Annotated in this window: 14 protein-coding genes; all 14 read left to right on the top strand. The window is 70.9% G+C overall.

The window, feature by feature from the left end; genetic code table 11:
* Positions 1–93: 93 nt before the first annotated feature.
* The 14 genes from AB0M70_RS03975 (at position 94) to AB0M70_RS03910 (ending at position 17,479) form a co-directional block, all read left to right on the top strand.
* Positions 94–774 carry a GntR family transcriptional regulator gene (locus AB0M70_RS03975; RefSeq protein WP_365816007.1) on the top strand — a complete coding sequence of 227 codons (681 nt, stop codon included), beginning with the start codon at positions 94–96 and terminating at the stop codon, positions 772–774.
* 263 nt (positions 775–1,037) lie between these two features.
* A complete protein-coding gene (locus tag AB0M70_RS03970) occupies positions 1,038–2,219 on the top strand; it encodes an ROK family transcriptional regulator (RefSeq protein WP_365816005.1) in 1,182 nt (393 codons plus the stop codon).
* Positions 2,220–2,349: 130 nt separating this feature from the next.
* The gene (locus tag AB0M70_RS03965; RefSeq protein WP_365816003.1) at positions 2,350–3,867 is read left to right on the top strand and encodes a sugar ABC transporter ATP-binding protein; all 1,518 of its coding nucleotides are present in this window, start codon (positions 2,350–2,352) and stop codon (positions 3,865–3,867) included.
* Positions 3,864–4,883 carry an ABC transporter permease gene (locus tag AB0M70_RS03960; RefSeq protein ID WP_365816001.1) on the top strand — a complete coding sequence of 340 codons (1,020 nt, stop codon included), beginning with the start codon at positions 3,864–3,866 and terminating at the stop codon, positions 4,881–4,883. The genes AB0M70_RS03965 and AB0M70_RS03960 overlap by 4 nt, the downstream gene beginning before the upstream one ends.
* An 18-nt stretch (positions 4,884–4,901) precedes the next feature.
* Positions 4,902–5,951, top strand: a complete 1,050-nt coding sequence (locus AB0M70_RS03955; RefSeq protein ID WP_365815999.1) for a substrate-binding domain-containing protein — start codon at positions 4,902–4,904, stop codon at positions 5,949–5,951.
* A gap of 48 nt (positions 5,952–5,999) precedes the next feature.
* Entirely contained in the window at positions 6,000–7,217 is a 1,218-nt protein-coding gene (locus AB0M70_RS03950) for a Gfo/Idh/MocA family oxidoreductase (protein ID WP_365815997.1), read from the top strand.
* A 12-nt stretch (positions 7,218–7,229) separates the two neighbouring features.
* Entirely contained in the window at positions 7,230–8,231 is a 1,002-nt protein-coding gene (locus tag AB0M70_RS03945) for a sugar phosphate isomerase/epimerase family protein (protein WP_365815995.1), read from the top strand.
* A 218-nt stretch (positions 8,232–8,449) separates the two neighbouring features.
* Positions 8,450–10,969 carry a PQQ-dependent sugar dehydrogenase gene (locus AB0M70_RS03940; RefSeq protein WP_365815993.1) on the top strand — a complete coding sequence of 840 codons (2,520 nt, stop codon included), beginning with the start codon at positions 8,450–8,452 and terminating at the stop codon, positions 10,967–10,969.
* 18 nt (positions 10,970–10,987) lie between these two features.
* Positions 10,988–12,379, top strand: coding sequence for a ThuA domain-containing protein (locus AB0M70_RS03935; RefSeq protein ID WP_365815991.1), 1,392 nt, complete (start codon positions 10,988–10,990; stop codon positions 12,377–12,379).
* A 112-nt stretch (positions 12,380–12,491) separates the two neighbouring features.
* Positions 12,492–13,661, top strand: coding sequence for an inositol-3-phosphate synthase (locus AB0M70_RS03930; protein ID WP_365815989.1), 1,170 nt, complete (start codon positions 12,492–12,494; stop codon positions 13,659–13,661).
* 221 nt (positions 13,662–13,882) lie between these two features.
* Positions 13,883–15,013 (top strand): SCO3242 family prenyltransferase, encoded by a 1,131-nt coding sequence (locus tag AB0M70_RS03925; RefSeq protein WP_365816307.1) that lies wholly within the window; start codon positions 13,883–13,885, stop codon positions 15,011–15,013.
* Complete coding sequence (locus AB0M70_RS03920; protein ID WP_365815987.1) at positions 15,010–15,951, top strand: sugar phosphate isomerase/epimerase family protein; 942 nt, start codon at positions 15,010–15,012, stop codon at positions 15,949–15,951. The genes AB0M70_RS03925 and AB0M70_RS03920 overlap by 4 nt, the downstream gene beginning before the upstream one ends.
* Positions 15,948–16,631, top strand: coding sequence for an EboA domain-containing protein (locus AB0M70_RS03915; RefSeq protein WP_365815985.1), 684 nt, complete (start codon positions 15,948–15,950; stop codon positions 16,629–16,631). Before AB0M70_RS03920 ends, AB0M70_RS03915 begins: the two co-directional genes overlap by 4 nt.
* Positions 16,631–17,479, top strand: coding sequence for a TatD family hydrolase (locus AB0M70_RS03910; protein ID WP_365815983.1), 849 nt, complete (start codon positions 16,631–16,633; stop codon positions 17,477–17,479). The genes AB0M70_RS03915 and AB0M70_RS03910 overlap by 1 nt, the downstream gene beginning before the upstream one ends.
* Positions 17,480–17,482 lie beyond the last annotated feature (3 nt).

Below are 17,482 nucleotides of genomic sequence, written 5' to 3'. Positions count from 1 at the left end.
CCCGCCCCGTGTGACCGGCGCGACTCCCCCTGGTGCTGGCCATTGTGCTCAGTAGACTGTAGACAAAAGGCAATCGTCGAGGAGGGGACCGCGATGTTGTCCACAGGACTGCCGCAGGGGGCGGTGCCCAAGCTGGAACGCCCCGGTCCGCTCCGGGAGCGGGTCTACGAGGCGCTGCTCGAACTCATCACCACCCGCGCGCTCCAGCCGGGCCAGCACCTCGTGGAGAGCGAACTGGCCGGGCACCTCGGGGTGTCGCGGCAGCCCGTGCGCGAGGCGCTGCAGCGGCTCAACACCGAGGGCTGGGTCGATCTGCGGCCCGCCCAGGGCGCGTTCGTGCACGAGCCCACCGAGGAGGAGGCGGACCAGCTGCTCACGGTCCGCACGCTCCTGGAGGCGGAGGCGGCCCGGCTCGCCGCCGCCAACACCGGCACCGCGGGGATCACCGCCCTGGAAGAGCTGTGCGACAAGGGTGAGAAGGCCGTCGCCGACGGCGAGGTGGACCTGGTGGTGGCCACGAACGCGGCCTTCCACGCCAAGGTCATGGAGCTCGCCGGCAATGTGGTCCTCGCCGAACTCGCCGGTCAGGTGGACCGCCGCGTGCGCTGGTACTACACGCCGGTGGCCCGTCAGCGCGGCAAGCAGTCCTGGATCGAGCACCGCCGGCTGATCGCGGCCATCGCCGAGCGCGACGAGGGCCGGGCCACGGAGATCATGCGCGCGCACACGGAACACACCCGCGAGACGTACCACCGCCGCGACCGCGACGCCTGACGGGTCGACTCCTCCGGGGCGCGATAACCGCCTGTGCCCCACCGGCCTGCCCGCTGTACGCGGGCAGGCCGGTGTCATGCGTGGGACACGTCTGTCCGCCCCTTTGTCCTGTGACTGGAGAAAGTCATGGGTAATTCGTGCGCAACTTCTTCCCACTCCCGGCAGGCGCTGCTACGTTCCCCTCGAAAGCCCGGCGAGAAGAACGAAAGCCGGGCGTGCTGACATGAGTTGCCCGATGAGGCGGGGAGGGGCGCGTGAGACGTATGACGGCTCGACCCGCCAATGCGCACCAGGCGCGACTGCTGCGGCTGCTGCGTGACGGAGGGCCCAACTCCCGTGCCCAGCTGGGCGATCAGGTCGACCTCTCGCGGTCGAAGCTGGCCGTCGAGGTGGACCGGCTCCTGGAGACCGGACTCGTGGTCGCCGACGGACTCGCCGCCTCGCGCGGCGGCCGCCGCTCCCACAACATCCGCCTGGCCCCCGCCCTCCGCTTCCTCGGCGTGGACATCGGTGCGACCTCGGTCGACGTAGCGGTGACCAATGCCGAGCTGGAGGTCCTCGGCCACATCAACCAGCCCATGGACGTGCGCGAAGGCCCCGTTGCCGTCTTCGAGCAAGTCCTGGCCATGGCGGCCAAGTTGAAGGCCTCCGGGCTCGCGGAAGGATTCGACGGCGCCGGGATCGGCGTCCCGGGTCCCGTCCGCTTCCCCGAAGGTGTCCCGGTCGCCCCGCCGATCATGCCGGGGTGGGACGGCTTTCCCGTACGGGAGGCCATCAGTCAGGACCTGGGCTGTCCCGTCATGGTCGACAACGACGTGAACCTGATGGCGATGGGGGAGCAGCACGCGGGCGTCGCACGCTCCGTGGGCGACTTCCTCTGCGTCAAGATCGGCACCGGCATCGGCTGCGGGATCGTCGTCGGCAGCGAGGTCTACCGAGGGGTGACCGGCAGCGCGGGCGACATCGGCCACATCCAGGTCGAGCCGGACGGGCGGCCCTGTGCCTGCGGGAACAAGGGCTGCCTGGAGGCGTACTTCAGCGGCGCGGCACTGGCCCGCGACGCGGAGGACGCCGCGAGTCAAGGGCTCTCCCAGGAGCTCGCGACCCGCCTGGAAGCCGCCGGGAAGCTCAGCGCGATCGACGTCTCCGCGGCGGCCGCCGCCGGTGACGCCACCGCACTCGACCTCATCCGCGCGGGCGGCAACCGCACCGGGCAGGTCATCGCGGGCCTGGTCAGCTTCTTCAACCCGGGCCTCGTGGTGATCGGCGGCGGTGTGACCGGCCTCGGCCACACGCTGCTCGCCGCCATCCGCACCCAGGTCTACCGCCAGTCGCTCCCCCTGGCGACCGGCAACCTCCCCATCGTCCTGGGGGAGTTGGGGCCGACCGCCGGAGTCATCGGCGGCGCCCGGCTCATCAGCGACCACCTGTTCTCGCCGGCCTGACGGCCGGTCCGTAGGCACCCGCTCGAACCGGCCCACCCCTTACCTCCACGTCACCAACACCCCACCCAGCACAGCGCCCTGCTCTGCCCTGCCCGAAATCGTCGGCCGCACCCGCCCCAAGGGAACCGTCATGGCACCAGAACCACCGCTGCTCACCATGTCCGGCATCACCAAGTCGTTCCCCGGCGTCCGGGCCCTCGACGGCGTCGACCTCCAGGTCCAGGCCGGCGAGGTGCACTGCCTCCTCGGCCAGAACGGCGCCGGGAAGTCCACGCTCATCAAGGTCCTCGCGGGGGCCCACCAGCCCGACGACGGCGAGATCACCTGGCGCGGCGAGCGCACCGCGCTCAAGTCGCCGATCGCCGCCATGCGTCTGGGCATCGCCACCATCTACCAGGAGCTCGACCTGGTGGAGGGCCTGTCGGTCGCCGAGAACGTCCACCTCGGGCACGAGCCGACGGCGGCGGGTTTCGTGGTGCGCGGCAAGGACGCGAGGGCCTCAACTGGCGCTCTCCTCAAGCGACTTGGGCATGCCGAGATCGATCCGGGGGCGCTCGTCGGTGAGCTCTCCGCCGCCCAGCAGCAGATCGTTTCCATGGCCCGCGCGCTCTCCCACGAAGTGCGCCTGATCGTCATGGACGAGCCGTCCGCCGCCCTCGACCCGGACGAGGTCGACAACCTCTTCCGCATCGTCGGCGACCTCACCGCGGACGGCGTCGCCGTCGTCTACATCTCCCACCGCCTCGAGGAGATCCGCCGCATCGGCGACCGCGTCACCGTCCTCAAGGACGGCCGCGCGGTGGCGGGCGGACTCCCCGCGAAGGAGACCCCGACCCGCGAGGTCGTCGCCATGATGACGGGCCGAAACGTCGAGTACGTCTTCCCCGACCGGCCCGTCGAACCACCTGTCGCCGAACCGGTGTTGACAGTCCGGGGCCTCGCCCGCGACGGCGAGTTCGAGTCCCTCGACCTCGACCTGCGCCCCGGCGAGATCGTCGGCCTGGCCGGCCTCGTCGGCTCCGGGCGCTCCGAGATCCTGGAGACGATCTACGGCGCGCGCAAGCCGTCCGCAGGCCAAGTCAGCGTGGGCGGCCAGGTGTTGAAGCCCGGCAGTGTGCGTGCCGCCGTCCGCGCCGGCCTCGGGCTCGCCCCCGAGGAGCGCAAGGCGCAGGCCCTGCTGATGCTGGAGTCCGTCACCAACAACGTGTCCGTCTCCTCCATGTCCCGTTTCTCGCGCGGCGGTTGGCTCGACCGCGGCGCCGAGAGGAAGGCCGCGCAGACCGCGACCCGCGAGCTGTCGCTGCGCCCCGACAACCCCACCGCTCCCGTGCGCACGCTCTCCGGCGGCAACCAGCAGAAGGCCGTCCTGGCCCGCTGGCTGCTCCGCGGCTGCCGCGTCCTGCTGCTCGACGAGCCGACCCGCGGCGTGGACATCGGCGCCCGCGCCGAGCTGTACGCCGTGATCCGCAGGCTCGCCGACGACGGCCTCGCCGTCCTGCTCGTCTCCAGCGAAGTGCCCGAAGTCCTGGGCCTCGCCGACCGTGTCCTGGTCCTTCGCGAGGGCTGCGTCGTCCATACGGCGCCCGCCCGTGACCTCGACGAACACCGCGTACTCGACCTCGTACTCGAAGGGAGCCCGGCGTCATGACGCAGCCCGCATCGCCGCCACGGCCCGCCGCATCGAAGAGTCAACCGGCGGACGGCGCAAGCCCGTTGCGGACACTCACCGCACGTGCCGACGTGCGGACGCTGTCCCTGCTCGGTGTGCTCGCCGTCCTGATCCTGATCGGCGGCATCACCCAGCCCGACTCGTTCCTGGACACCGACAACGTCCAGCTGATCCTCACCCAGGCGTCCGTCATCGGTGTCGTCACGGTCGGGATGACGTTCGTGATCATCTCCGGCGGAATCGACCTGTCCGTCGGCGCGATCGTCGCCCTCGCCTCCGTGTGGGCGACGACGGTCGCCACCCAGGAGTACGGCTTCGCCGGCATCCTGTTCACCGCGGTGATCGTCGGTATGGCCTGCGGCCTCGTGAACGGCATGCTCATCGCGTACGGCGGGATGGTGCCGTTCATCGCGACGCTCGCGATGCTGGCCTCGGGACGGGGCCTCGCGCTCGAGATCACCGACGGCAAGACCCAGATGGTCACCGTCGACAGCGTGCTGAAGCTGGGCGAACGCGACTCCTACGTCCTCGGCATCCCGCCGCTCGTGCTGGTCTTCGCGGCCGTCACCGTCGTCGGCTGGCTGCTCCTGAACCGCACCACCTTCGGGCGCCGCTCGGTCGCCGTCGGCGGCAACGCGGAAGCGGCACGGCTCGCCGGCATCGACGTACGCAGGCAGCGGCTCTACCTCTACCTGCTCTCCGGCCTCTGCTGCGGCATCGCGGCCTTCCTCCTCATCGTCCTCTCCGGGTCCGGCCAGAACACCAACGGCAACCTCTACGAGCTCGACGCCATCGCCGCCGCGATCATCGGCGGCACCCTGCTCAGCGGCGGCCGGGGCACCATCGTCGGCTCCGTGCTCGGCGTACTGATCTTCATCACGATCCAGAACATCTTCGCGCTCAACAACCTGGAGACCGCAGTCCAGCAGATCGCCAAGGGCGCGATCATCGTCGCCGCGGTGCTCGTCCAGCGACGTACGGCCTCAACCACCTGACCCGAAGGGTTCACCGCCATGCCAGAGTCATCCCCATTCGCGAGCCGCAGAGGACTGCTCTTCGGAGCCGCCGCTCTGTCCACCGGTGCCCTGATAACGGGCTGCACCAGCAATGAACCCAAGGACGAGGGCTCCGACGACAAGGACCAGCCGGTCGCCGATGACAAGCCCGGCAAGGAGGTCACCATCGGCTTCGCGGGTCCGCAGGCCGACCACGGCTGGCTCAACGCGATCAATGACAACGCCAAGGAGCGGGCGAAGAAGTACTCGGACGTGACGCTCGAGGCCACCGAGGGCTCGAACGACACCGCCGCCCAGATCGGCCAGGTCGAGACGCTGATCAACAAGAAGGTCGACGTCCTGGTGATCCTGCCCGCCGACGGCAAGGCGCTCACCCAGGTCGGCCTGAAGGCCATGAAGGCGGGCATCCCCGTCATCAACCTCGACCGGGTCTTCGCCTCGCCGCAGGCCTACCGCTGCTGGATCGGCGGCGACAACTACGGCATGGGCCTGAACGCCGGGCACTACATCGGCGAGAAGCTCAAGGGCAAGAAGAACGCCAAGGTCGTCGAGCTCGCGGGCCTGGACAACCTCGAACTGACGAAGCAGCGTTCCAAGGGCTTCGACGACGCCCTGAAGAACTACTCGAACATCGAGAAGGTCGCCCGGCAGGCCGCCGAGTTCACCGTCGAGTCGGGACAGCAGAAGATGTCCCAGCTCCTGCAGGCCCAGAAGAACTTCGACGCCCTGTGGAACCACGACGACGACCAGGGCGTGGGCGCCCTGCGCGCCATCAAGCAGGCGGGCCGCGACGACTTCCTGATGGTCGGCGGCGCCGGCGCGCTCTCCGCGATGCAGGCCATCGAGTCCGACGACAGCGTCCTCAAGGCCACCGTGCTCTACCCGCCGACGATGGCCGCCTCCGCGATCGACCTGGCGCGCGCGCTCGGCCAGGGCAAGGGCATCAGCGGGATGGCCGAGTTCGAGATCCCGGCGTTCATCACCCTCTACTCGGCCGTGGTCGACAAGGAGAACGTCGGCAAGTACATGTCCACCGGCTTCAAGTGATCCGCGCGTCCGCACCCCCCACCGAGCATTTACGAGGAGGAGTACCGCATGCGTGAGACGGAACACGAGGCCGGGACAGGGAAGCGGTCCCTGGGAGTGGGCATGGTCGGCTACGCCTTCATGGGCGCCGCCCACTCCCAGGGCTGGCGCACGGTCGGACGCGTCTTCGACCTGCCGGTGCAACCGGTCCTCTCCGCGGTCTGCGGACGCGACGCCACCGCCGTGCGCGCCGCGGCGGACCGCCTCGGCTGGGCGGCGGCCGAGACCGACTGGCGCGCCCTCGTGGCCCGTGACGACGTCGATCTCATCGACATCTGCACCCCCGGCGACAGTCACGCGGAGATCGCCATCGCGGCGCTCGACGCGGGCAAGCACGTGCTGTGCGAGAAGCCCCTGGCGAACACCGTCGAGGAGGCCGAGGCGATGGTCGAGGCCGCCGAGCGGGCCCGTGCGCGCGGGCAGGTGGCGATGGTCGGCTTCAACTACCGCCGGGTCCCCGCCCTCGCGCTCGCCCGGCAGATGGTCGCCGAGGGGCGGCTCGGCACGCTGCGGCACGTCCGGCTCACGTACCTCCAGGACTGGCTGGTCGACCCCGGCTTCCCGCTCACCTGGCGGCTGCGCAAGGACCGGGCGGGGTCGGGCGCCCTCGGTGACCTGGGCGCGCACATCGTGGACCTCGCGCAGTTCCTGGTGGGGGAGCCGGTGGCGGGCGTCTCGGCGCTGACGGAGACATTCGTACGGGAGCGTCCGCTGCTCGACGGCGCGTCGAGCGGGCTCACCGCGGAGGCGGGCAGCGCGCTCGGCCAGGTCACCGTGGACGACGCGGCGGTCTTCACCGGACGCTTCCCCTGCGGCGCCCTCGCCTCCTTCGAGGCGACCCGTTTCGCGGCGGGCCGCAAGAACGCCCTGAAGCTCGAACTCAATGGCTCGGAGGGGTCTTTGGCCTTCGACCTGGAGCGCCTGAACGAGCTCTCCTTCCACGATCACACGGAGCCCGCCGCGTCATCGGGCTTCCGCCGCATCCTGGTGACCGAGCCAGGCCACCCGTACCTGGAGGCCTGGTGGCCGCCGGGGCACGGGCTCGGCTACGAGCACACGTTCGTGCACCAGGCCCGTGACCTGCTGCACGCCGTCGCCACCGGCGAGCAGCCTGAACCGTCCTTCGCCGCGGGACTCTCGGTGCAGCGGGTGCTCGCCGCGGTGGAGGAGAGCGCGGCGAAGAACTCGGTGTACACCTCCGTAGCGTCCACCCCCGTCTCGGTCTGAGGAGGCCTGTTCATGCCCCGCGACTTCACGCTCTTCACCGGCCAGTGGGCCGACCTGCCGCTGGAGGAGGTCTGCCGCCTCGCTCGCGACTTCGGCTACGACGGCCTCGAACTCGCCTGCTGGGGCGACCACTTTGAGGTCGACAAGGCGCTGAGCGACCGTTCCTACCTGGACTCGCGCCGTCAGCTCCTCGACAAGTACGGCCTCAAGTGCTGGGCCATCTCCAACCACCTGGTCGGCCAGGCCGTCTGTGACGCGATCATCGACGAGCGGCATCAGGCGATCCTGCCCGCCCGCATCTGGGGCGACGGGGACGGCGAGGGCGTACGGCAACGTGCCGCCCGCGAGATGGAGGACACGGCGCGCGCGGCGGCCGCCTTCGGCGTCGACAAGGTCGTCGGCTTCACGGGCTCGGCGATCTGGCATCTGGTGGCGATGTTCCCGCCCGCGCCGGAGTCAATGATCGAGCGCGGCTACGACGACTTCGCCGAGCGCTGGAACCCGATCCTCGACGTCTTCGACGCCCAGGGCGTGCGCTTCGCCCACGAGGTGCACCCCTCGGAGATCGCGTACGACTACTGGACGACGCAGCGCGCCCTGGAGGCGGTCGACCACCGCCCGGCCTTCGGCCTGAACTTCGACCCCTCGCACTTCGTGTGGCAGGACCTGGACCCGGTGGGCTTCCTGTACGACTTCCGGGACCGCATCTACCACGTCGACTGCAAGGAGGCCCGGCGCCGCCTGGACGGCCGCAACGGGCGTCTGGGCTCGCACCTCCCGTGGGGCGATCCGCGCCGCGGCTGGGACTTCGTGTCGGCCGGCCACGGGGACGTCCCCTGGGAGGACGTGTTCCGGATGCTGCGCTCGATCGCGTACGAGGGTCCGGTCTCGGTCGAGTGGGAGGACGCGGGGATGGACCGCCTGCAGGGGGCGCCCGAGGCGCTGAAGACCCTGAAGGCATTCGACTTCGAGCCGCCGACGGCGTCCTTCGACGCGGCGTTCGGCGGGAACTGAGCCGCCACGAGCGGCAGTGGCGCGGAGCCACTTTGTCCTGGACAAGGAAAAAGCTGAACTTCATTGCTGTGCAAGGGCTTTCCGTCCAAGACAAACGTGGCTACCGTCCCTGATGTGTACAGGACATAGAAACCTTCCGGGGTGACGGCGCACCCCGGCGCCCAGCGCCCTCTTCGCAGCACACCCGCGTACGACCGTCCCCCTCCCGGAGGAACTCCGTGCACAGGAAACGCCTGAGACTTCGCAAGACCCTCGCCCTCTTCACCGGCACCCTGCTGGCCGGTGCCACCCTCAGCCTCACCGCCCCCACCGCGAACGCCGCCGACCCGGAGGCCGTACGCGCCGCCCAGGCCCAGGCGGACAAGGCGGCCGCAGGCAAGTCCACCGGCAAGTCCACCGGCAAGGCCGCCGCGGCCGAGGACTTCCAGCAAGTCACCCTCGCCAAGGGTGAGCCCGAGACCGGCGAGCCCATGACACTCGCCGTCCTGCCCGACCGCTCCGTCCTGCACACCTCCCGCGACGGAACGCTCCGCCTCACGGACGCCGCGGGCAACACCAAGATCGCGGGCAAGATACCGGTCTACACGCACGACGAAGAGGGCCTCCAGGGCGTCGGCCTCGACCCGAAGTTCAGCGAGAACCGCGCGATCTACCTCTACTACGCGCCCCCGCTCGACACCCCGGCGGGCGACGCCCCGGAGACCGGCACGGCCGAGGACTTCAAGAAGTTCGACGGCGTCAACCGCCTCTCCCGCTTCGTCCTGAAGACCGACGGTACCCTCGACAACGCCAGCGAGAAGAAGGTCCTCGACGTCCCCGCGACCCGCGGCATCTGCTGCCACGTCGGCGGCGACATCGACTTCGACAAGGACGGCAACCTCTACCTGTCGACGGGCGACGACTCCAACCCCTTCGCCTCGGACGGCTTCACGCCGCTCGACGAGCGCGCCGACCGCAACCCCGCCTTCGACGCCCGCCGCAGCGCCGGCAACAGCAACGACCTGCGCGGCAAGATCCTGCGCATCAAGGTCGCCGACGACGGCTCGTACACCGTCCCGGACGGCAACCTCTTCGCGCCGGGCACGGACAAGACCCGTCCCGAGATCTACGCGATGGGCTTCCGCAACCCCTTCCGCATGAGCGTCGACAAGCCCACCGGCACGGTGTACGTCGGTGACTACGGCCCCGACGCGGGCGCGGCCGACCCCAAGCGCGGCCCCGCAGGACAGGTCGAGTTCGCCCGCGTGACCAAGCCGGGCAACTTCGGCTGGCCGTACTGCACTGGCAAGAACGACGCCTACATCGACTACGACTTCGCCACGCAGACCTCCGGCGCCGCCTTCGACTGCAACGCACCGAAGAACGATTCCGTGCACAACACCGGCCTGACCGATCTGCCGGCCGCGCAGGAGGCCTGGATCCCGTACGACGGCGGCTCCGTCCCCGAGTTCGGCTCCGGCTCCGAGTCCCCGATGGCGGGCCCCGTCTACCGCTACGACGCGGCGAACACCTCCCCGGTGAAGTTCCCCGAGGCCTACGACGGCGACTTCTTCGCCGGCGAGTTCGGCCGGCGCTGGATCAAGCGCATCGAGCACGGCGCCGACGGCACCGTCCAGTCCATCAACCCGTTCCCCTGGACCGGCACCCAGATCATGGACATGGAGTTCGGCCCCGACGGCGCGCTGTACGTCCTCGACTACGGCACCGCCTGGTTCGGCGGCGACGAGAACTCCGGCCTCTTCCGCATCGAGAACGCCACGGACGGCCACTCACCGGTCGTCGAGGCGAGCGCCTCCGTGACCAGCGGCCAGGCCCCGCTCAAGACCAAGTTCACCGCGGAGGCCACGGACGCCGACGGCGGCACCCTGACCTACGCGTGGGACTTCGGTGACGGCGGCAAGTCGACCCAGCAGAACCCCTCGTACACGTACAAGAAGAACGGCGTCTACACCGCGACCGTGACCGTCAAGGACTCCACCGGGCGCACCGGTTCGGCCAGCGCGCACGTCACCGTCGGCAACACCGCGCCCAAGGTGACCCTGGAACTCCCGGGCGACGGGCAGCTGTTCACCTTCGGCGACAAGATCCCCTTCAAGGTCAAGGTGACCGACAAGGAGGACGGCCCGATCGACTGCACGAAGGTCAAGGTCACGCACATCCTCGGCCACGACAGCCACGGTCACCCGGTGACCTCGGCCAACGGCTGTGAGGGCACCCTCCAGACGTCCGCGGACGGCGAGCACGACCCGAACGCCAACATCTTCGGGGTCTTCGACGCCGAGTACACCGACAAGGGCGCCAACGGCCAGCCCGCGCTGACCACCCACGACCAGAACGTCGTCCAGCCCAAGCACCGCCAGGGCGAGCACTACAACGACTCCAAGGGCGTCTCCGTGGTGAACCACACCCCGGCGCACGGCGGCAAGACGGTCGGCGAGATCAACAACGGCGACTGGATCTCCTTCAAGCCCTACATCCTCGGCAACGCCACCAAGCTGACCGCGCGCGTCGCGTCGGCCGGCGCGGGCGGCACGCTCGAGGTCCGCAGCGGATCGGCCACCGGCAGGCTCCTGGGCAAGGCCAAGGTCGCACCGACCGGTGGATGGGAGACGTACGCGGACGTGAGCACCACCATCAGCAAGGCACCCACGAAGACGACGACGCTCTTCCTGGTCTTCAAGGGCAAGGGCTCCGGAGCTCTGTACGAGGTCGACGACTTCACCTTCACCACGCGCTGAGGAAGGGGTCACCCCACCATGCGGGCATCCGCACGCATCACCATCGCCACCGCCACGGCCGCCTTGCTCATCGGCTGCGTGTCGGGCCCGGCGGCCTCCAGGCCGGCAGGGTCCGAGGGTCCTGAGGGTCCTGCGGGGAAAGCCGCCGGTGAGAAGGTCCTGGTCTTCTCCAAGACCGCGGGCTTCCGCCACGACTCGATCCCGGAGGGCATCGCGGCCATCAAGGAGCTGGGAGCGGAGAACGGCTTCACGGTCGACGCCACCGAGGACGCCAAGGCTTTCACGGCCAAGAACCTCGCGAAGTACGACGCCGTGATCTGGCTCTCCACGACCGGCGACGTCCTCGACGGCAAGCAGCAGAGCGCCTTCGAGGGCTACATCAAGAGGGGCGGCGGGTACGTGGGCGTGCACGCCGCCGCCGACACCGAGTACGACTGGCCCTTCTACGGCGGACTCGCGGGCGCGTACTTCCAGTCGCACCCCGCGATCCAGCCCGCGAAGGTGCGGGTCGAGGACCATGGGCACCCCTCCACGGCGCATCTGCCGGGGATCTGGGAGCGGACCGACGAGTGGTACAACTACCGCTCCAACCCCCGCGACCGCGCCCATGTCCTGGCCTCGCTCGACGAGTCGTCCTATTCGGGCGGTTCGATGTCCGGCGACCATCCCATCGCCTGGTGCCAGGACTACCAGGGGGGTCGCTCCTTCTACACGGGCAGCGGCCACACCAAGGAGTCCTTCGCCGATCCCGCGTACCGCACCCACCTGCTCGGCGGAATCCGCTGGGCGGCGGGTGCGGCACAGGCCGACTGCCGCCCGGAGAAGGGCTACACGCCCCTCTTCGACGGCACGGCCAAGTCGCTGGAGGCATGGAAGCAGGCGGGCCCCGGTTCGTTGGAGCTGAACGAGAAGGACGGGACCCTCACCACCGTCGGCGGCATGGGCATGCTCTGGTACGACGGGGCGAAGGAGCTCGGCTCCTACTCCCTCAAGCTGGACTGGCGCATGGACGGCGACGACAACTCGGGGATCTTCGTGGGCTTCCCGCCCTCCGACGACCCCTGGTCGGCCGTGAACAACGGCTATGAGATCCAGATCGACGCCACCGACGTCCCGGAGAAGACCACGGGCTCCGTCTACGGCTTCAAGTCCGCCGACCTGAAGAAGCGCGACAAGGCGCTGAATCCGGCGGGGGAGTGGAACACGTACGAACTCCGGGTCGAGGGCGAACGCCTTCGGATCTATCTCAACGGAGTGAAGATCAACGACTTCACCAACACGGATCCGGCGAGGAGCCTCAAGGACGGTCATATCGGCATCCAGAACCACGGTACCGATGACCAGGTCTCCTTCCGCGACATCCGGGTGAAGGACCTGCCGGCCCGCACCGCGTCCGGCGTGGGCCGCTAGACGGCGGCGGGCGGAGGACGCCGGACCTCCGCCCGCCGTCTTTACCCCGTCCGCCGTCTCTTTCCCTGTTTCTTCCCCTGCGCGTTCGCCGCGTGTACGACAGGAGGCAGCCATGTCCAACTCTTCCTCTACCGGTTCCTCTGGCTCACCCGGCTCCTCGGGTGGCGGGCTCACCGGGGTGTGGCTGATCGGGGCGCGCGGGTCGGTCGCCACGACGGCTGTCGCGGGGTGCGCTGCCGTGACGGCCGGGCTCCACCCGCCGACCGGCATGATCACGGAGACGCCGCCGTTCGCGGACTGCGGTCTGCCAACGTTGTCGTCGCTCGTCTTCGGCGGCCACGACGTGCTGGAGTGCCCGCTGCCCAAGCGGGCGGAGCAGCTGGCGGCCGGGGGCGTGCTCCCGCACGGCGTCCCCTCGGCGGTGGGCGCCGAACTCGCCGCGGCGGACGCGGAGATCCGCATGGGCGGGCCGCGCCGCGGGGACTCCGACACCAGGACGGACGAGGAACTGATCGAGTCCTTCGCCGCCGACCTCCGGGACTTCGTACGCCGTCGGGGGCTCGCCCGTGCGGTGGTGGTGAACGTGGCGTCGACGGAACCGGTGCCTGCGGAGGGCGAGGGGCGGCTGCCCGCAAGCTCCCTCTACGCGGCGGCGGCGCTGCGGGCGGGCTGCCCGTACGTGAACTTCACCCCGTCGGCGGGCCTGCACCACCCGGCGCTCGCGTCCCCGGCGGCCTCGTCCGGGCTCCCTTACGCGGGCCGGGACGGCAAGACGGGCCAGACCCTCCTGCGCTCGGTCCTCGGCCCGATGTTCGCCCAGCGTGCGCTGGCCGTCCGCGCCTGGTCCGGCACGAACCTCCTGGGCGGCGGCGACGGCGCCGCCCTCGCGGATCCCGCCGCGGCCGCGGCGAAGAACGCGGGCAAGGAACGGGTGCTCGCCGACACGCTGGGCTCCGCCCCGGAGGGCGAGGTCCACATCGACGACGTCCCGTCGCTCGGCGACTGGAAGACCGCCTGGGACCACATCGCGTTCGACGGGTTCCTCGGCGCGCGGATGGTCCTGCAGACGACCTGGCAGGGCTGCGACTCGGCCCTGGCGGCGCCCCTGATCCTGGACCTGGCCCGGCTAACGGCCCGAGCCCACGAGGCAGGCCTGACCGGCCCGCTGGGCGAACTGGGCTTCTACTTCAAGGACCCGGACGACGGCTCATCGTCGGCGCTGGCCGAACAGTACGAGGCGCTCGTGGGCTTCGCGTCGCGGCTGCGGGGGGTGAGTGCGTGAAGGGGGCTGGTGTTGAGGGGGTTGGTGCTGAGGGGGCTGGCGCTGGGTGGACTGGTGCTGAGGGGGCTGGTGTTGAGGGGGCTGGTGCTGGGAGGGTTGGTGCTGAGGGGGCTGGTGCAGGGAAGGCTGGCGCTGAGGGGGCTGGTGTTGAGAGGGCTGGCGCTGAGAGGGGTGGCGCTGGGAGGGGTGGTGGCGGTACCGGTCGTGGTGCTGCCGGTGGGCTGGGGGCAGGCCGCGACTGGGCCGAACTCTTGCGCGTCTCGGCCCTGTTCACCGTCCCGGGCGACGCCCTGGCCGGTGCGGCGGCGACAGGGCTGAACCCCAACCGCCGCACGCTCCTGGCCATCGCCGCCTCACTCTCCCTCTACGAAGCGGGCATGGCCCTCAACGACTGGGCCGACCGTGAGGAGGACGCGGTCGAACGCCCGCACCGCCCGCTGCCGTCGGGCCGCATCGCTCCGCCGGCCGCCTTGGGCGCGGCGGCGGCTCTGACGGCAGGGGGCCTGGCTCTGGCCGCGGGTGCGGGCCGCCCCGCCCTGACGGTGGCGGGAGCGCTGGCTGCCACGGTGTGGGCCTACGACCTGGGCCTCAAACACACCCCGGCGGGCCCGGCCGCCATGGCAGCGGCGCGCTCCCTGGACTTGCTCTTGGGGGCGGCGGCTACTTCGGCGGGGGTGGTGGGCGGTGGGGCACGAGGCGGTGGCCGCCGTTTCGGCCTACGTGCTGCTGCGCCCGCCGCTCTGGTGCTCGGCGCCCACACGCTCGCGGTGACCGCGGTCTCGCGGCGCGAGGCACAGGGCGGCTCCTCGGCGGCCCCCCTGGCGGCACTCGCCGCGACAGCAGCGCTGACGCGCCTGCTGGCTTCAGGCGGGGGCGGCGACGGTGGCGGTGGCGGTGACGCTCATGGCGACGCGGGTGCCGGCACCGGAACTCAACAACTCCCGGCAGGCCGCGGCGAAGCCACCACCCGCGGGCTGCCGGGCTTCACTCCGGGGGAGCTGACGGGGGGCCGCCGCCTGGTGGGCGGACCGGTGGGCCGAGCCTGGCGCACCGGCGGCGCGACCGGCCCCGCCTCTGGGCGGTCAGGCAACGCGTGGCGTACCGGGACTCGCGCCGGCGTCCAGCTCGCGCTCGCCGCCACGTACGCGGCCACCGCCGCCCGCCCCTTCTTCCACGCCGCGCTCAACCCGTCACCCCAGCTCACCCAGCGGGCCGTGGGCGGCGGCATCCGAGCCATGATCCCGCTCCAGGCCGCACTCTCCGCCCGCACCGGGGCCTTGGTCCCCGCCCTGCTGACCGCCGCCCTGGCCCCGGCGGCCCGGAAGTTCGGCCGAAAGGTGAGCGTCACATGACAAAGACAACGGACCGGCCGGACGCCCCGCAGGCTGCCCCGTCTCCCTTTCGCTTCGGGTACGGCACCAACGGGCTGACCGACCTGCGGCTCGACGACGCCCTCGGCCTTCTCGCCGACCTCGGCTACGCGGGCGTCGGGCTCACCCTCGACCACATGCACCTCGACCCCCTCGCCCCCGACCTCGCCACCCGCACCCGCCACGTGGCCCGCAGCCTGGAACGCCTCGGTCTGACGGCGACGATCGAGACCGGCGCCCGCTACGTACTCGACCCGCGCCGCAAGCACGGCCCCTCTCTTCTCGACCCCGACCCGGACGCACGCGCCGCCCGCGTCCGGGTGCTGATCCGTGCCGTACAGGTCGCCGCCGACCTGGGCGCCCACGCCGTGCACTGCTTCAGCGGCATCACCCCCGACGGCACCCGTGAGGACGACGCCTGGCTGCGGCTTGCCGAAGCCCTCGGCCCGGTCCTCGACGCCGCGTCCGGCGCCGGCGTACCCCTGGCCATCGAACCTGAGCCCGGCCACCTCCTCTCCACCCTCGCCGACTTCCACCGGCTCCGGCACGAACTGGGCGACCCTGAGCCGCAGTTCCTGGGCCTCACCCTCGACATCGGCCACTGCCAGTGCCTCGAGCCGCAGCCACCCGCCGACTGCGTACGCGCCGCCGCCCCCTGGCTGCGGCACGTCCAGATCGAGGACATGCGCCGCGGCGTCCACGAACACCTCCCGTTCGGTGACGGCGAGATCGACTTCCCACCCGTCCTCGAAGCCCTGGCCTCCACCGGCTACCAGGGCCTCACCGTCGTCGAACTGCCCCGCCACTCCCACGCGGGCCCACAACTCGCCTCCCAATCCATCGAGTTCCTGCACAAGGCGGCCACCGAAGCGGTCCGCTCAGCGCCGATCCCCACCCCGGCCGGAGGAGGAGCCCCGTGACCGAAGCCCCCGTCCTCGACGACCTCCGCACCCGCCTCGAATCCACCCTCGGCGGAGCCGCCCGGGCCTGGCTGGACCAGGCCACCGCGGAGGCCGCCGCCCAACGCGACAGGCCGGCCCAGAACACGACCCCCGTATGGGAGTTGCGCTTCGCCGAAGCCGGACGACGCTGCGGCCAGGACCACGCCGACGCCGCCCGCGTACTGCTCCTGCACGCGGCCGGAGCCGACCCGGCCACCCTCACCCGCATCTACGGACAAGGCACCGCGGCCGAACGCCGCGCCGTCCTGCACGCCCTGCCCCACCTGGTCCAGGGCCCCGACGCGCTACCCCTGGTCGAGGACGCCCTGCGCACCAACGACACCCGGCTGGTCGCCGCCGCCGTCGGCCCGTACGCCGCTCAGCACCTCCCCTCGCACGACTGGCGTCACGCGGTCCTGAAGTGCCTGTTCACCGGCGTCCCCGTGGAAGCCGTCGCCGAACTGGACCGCCGGGCCACCGCCGACGCCGAACTGGCCCGCATGCTCGGCGACTACGCCGGCGAACGCACTGCCGCCGGTCGCACCGTCCCCGGCGATCTGCACCGCGTCCTGGCCCTGACCGCCCCTACGGCCGCCTCGGCCGCGGTGGCGCCCCCGGCCCCCACGACCCCTTCCACCGGCGAGGAGCAGGAGTCCTGATGCGCATCTTCGACCCCCACATCCACATGACGTCCCGTACCACCGACGACTACCAGGCCATGTACGCCGCAGGCGTCCGCGCCGTCGTCGAACCCGCCTTCTGGCTGGGTCAGCCCCGCACCTCACCCGCCTCCTTCTTCGACTACTTCGACTCGCTCCTCGGCTGGGAGCCCTTCCGCGCGGCCCAGTACGGCATCGCCCACCACTGCACCATCGCCCTCAACCCCAAAGAGGCGAACGACCCCCGCTGCACCCCTGTCCTTGACGAACTGCCCCGCTATCTCGTCAAGGACAACGTCGTGGCCGTCGGCGAGATCGGCTACGACTCCATGACCCCCGCCGAGGACGCCGCACTCTCCGCCCAGCTCCAGCTCGCCGCCGACCACGAGCTGCCCGCGATGGTCCACACCCCCCACCGCGACAAGCTCGCCGGACTGCGCCGCACCATCGACGTCATCCGGGAGTCCGCGCTGCCCCTGGACCGCGTCCTGATCGACCACCTCAACGAGACCACGGTCAAGGAGGCCAAGGACAGCGGCTGCTGGCTCGGCTTCTCCGTCTATCCCGACACGAAGATGGACGAGGACCGGATGGTGGCCATCCTGCGCGACCACGGGCCCGAGCGGGTCCTGGTCAACTCCGCCGCCGACTGGGGCAAGAGCGACCCGCTCAAGACCCGCAAGGTCGCCGACGCCATGCTCGCCTCCGGATACAGCGAGGACGACGTCGACCTGGTGCTCTGGCGCAACCCTGTCGCCTTCTACGGACTCAGCGGCCGCCTCGCGCTCGACGTCACGGACACCGAAGGCACCCACGAGGGCAACTCCATCCTTCGCGGCGGGGAGTGAGCC

Source organism: Streptomyces sp. NPDC051214 (genome assembly GCF_040682375.1).
Lineage (GTDB): Bacteria > Actinomycetota > Actinomycetes > Streptomycetales > Streptomycetaceae > Streptomyces.
This window is presented reverse-complemented; position numbering and strand designations above follow the sequence as displayed.